4 protein-coding genes are annotated in these 1865 nt (G+C 59.6%); all 4 read right to left on the bottom strand.

Translation table 11 applies throughout. The features are described from left to right. The coding region (locus ACEW8G_RS13360) for an SUMF1/EgtB/PvdO family nonheme iron enzyme (RefSeq protein WP_373488901.1) at positions 1–378 on the bottom strand (378 nt) is incomplete at its 3' end. Positions 379–380: 2 nt separating this feature from the next. Then, a complete protein-coding gene (locus ACEW8G_RS13355) occupies positions 381–884 on the bottom strand; it encodes a TetR/AcrR family transcriptional regulator (RefSeq protein WP_373488900.1) in 504 nt (167 codons plus the stop codon). A 116-nt stretch (positions 885–1000) separates the two neighbouring features. After that, a complete protein-coding gene (locus ACEW8G_RS13350) occupies positions 1001–1471 on the bottom strand; it encodes a DUF1330 domain-containing protein (protein WP_373488899.1) in 471 nt (156 codons plus the stop codon). A gap of 120 nt (positions 1472–1591) precedes the next feature. Then, positions 1592–1865 (bottom strand): HRDC domain-containing protein (locus tag ACEW8G_RS13345; RefSeq protein ID WP_373488898.1); only part of this gene is annotated, 274 nt, incomplete at its 5' end.

The raw sequence follows: 1865 nt of genomic DNA, 5'->3' as shown, positions 1-1865 counted from the left end.
CGGCGCGCCGTTAATGCCGGGCACAAAGAGCGCCGAACCTGCATCTGCTGCGCTGCTGGCCGCCGCGTGTTCCGCGCTGGTCACATAGCCGGTAGCGTCTACAAACCGGGCAAACTGGGCATTGGTCACTTCATGCCGCTGGATCGCAAAGCCCGTGACCTGCAGCCGAATTTCGGGTTGCTCCTCGGGATAGATCGGGTCCGCGCCCTTGATGAATGAGCCCGAGGGGATTGCTTGAAATGCGCCGAATGCAAAGTCGCTAGCAGGGCAGTCAGCTGGCTGGCGTGCAGCCGATTTTTCTTCAATAATGGGGGCGTCTGCAGTGCAACTGCTCAAAATGATCAAGGCGGTCAGCAGCGCGCGCCCACGAAAAGCCATGGTTAACCCAGCAAACGGGTGATGCAGAGGCGAACGACCTTGACGGCTGCATCGCTGGATAACCCCTGGTCCTGTCGTAGCCTGCGCCACGCCTGAAAGCCGACGCACATTTCGATGGCAGACAGCAAGGTCGCATCGGCCATCATGGCCTTGGGTATCACCCGCTCCAGCCCCATGCGCTCCATATCAAGAAAGCGCTGGTAGTTTGCCATCAGATACTCGGATGAAAACCGCCGGATGCTGGCGGCAATCTTCAGCGGCATGATCTTGTCGTAGATCGTGGCACGGCGCGCAATCAACTGGTCGAGTTGCTCGCGCCATGTGTCTCCGGCAAACGGCTGCTGCACTATCGGCAGGATCTCAGCTTCTATTCGCGCGGTCATTTCTGCATACAAGCTATCCATTTCCTCAAAATGGCGAAAGACGGTGCGCGCGCTGACCTCTGCGCGCTGCGCCACCACCGCAGCGCTCGGATCCATATTGCCTTCGGTGATGAGGGCGAACATGGCATCTACAATGCGCAGTCGGCTGCGTTCGCTGCGCTGTTTTCGCCCGTCAGGGTGGGCGGATAGACCAGTTTCGATGTTCATGTCATTTCGTGTATCGCGTTCGCCGCAAGCTGTCACGCACTGGTCCCTATCGATGCCACGATCTGCTGAAGCCAGGTCATGTTGCTTGCTTCGGGTGACAGCACCGTTTCGATGTTCAGCTGGCCTGCCAATCCGGCAGTGCGGTGCACTGAAATCTCTTGCCATTCAGGCGATAGCGACATGCGCACCATATCGTAGCGTCTGGGGTAGACGCCGATGGCAACTTCATCCCAATGCTCCTCGACCTGACCCAGCGACAGGAACGTGACATCAGCGGCAAAGATCGCGCGGCCGCCGAATTTGGGCAGCAGCTGCGATACGGCGCGGCCATAGATCATGTAAGCTTCGCGCCCTGAAAGGTCGCTGGCGCGGCCATCGGCATATTCGGCGCGATCCTTGAACTTGAGCAGATTGATCATGAAGATCGGCCCGTCCGGCCCCGGCTCCATCAACCCCAGCAATTGTGCCGGGTTGGTCGGCATCACCTCGTTGATGACATGCATCGATTTCGCTCCATCGCCCGGCCCAGTGCGGGGGTGCAGCGGCGGCATCTCCCAGCGCTAGCGTACGAAGCTTAAAATATTGGCATATATAATGTCAATACATCGGCGGATCGGATGAAATCACGCGTTGAACTGACGCAGCACCTCAATGAAGGCGGGTCCGTAGGCCTCAAGTTTGCGGGTTCCGACGCCCGATATCGCAGATAGCGCTGACAGGCTTTGCGGCTTCATCTCGGCCATTTCGCGCAGCGTGCTGTCGTGAAAGATCACATAGGGCGGCACCCCGGTCTCGGCAGCAAGGTTGCGGCGGCATGCCCGCAGCGCATCGAACAGCGGATCGTTCGCAGGGTTGACGGCAGCGCTATCCCGGCGCGTGCGGCGCGCGCGCTTGGGC

It is taken from the genome of Blastomonas sp. (assembly GCF_041747255.1).
Taxonomy (GTDB): Bacteria; Pseudomonadota; Alphaproteobacteria; order Sphingomonadales; family Sphingomonadaceae; genus Blastomonas.
Note: the sequence above shows the minus strand (reverse complement) of the source record. Positions and strands in the feature narration are given on the sequence as shown.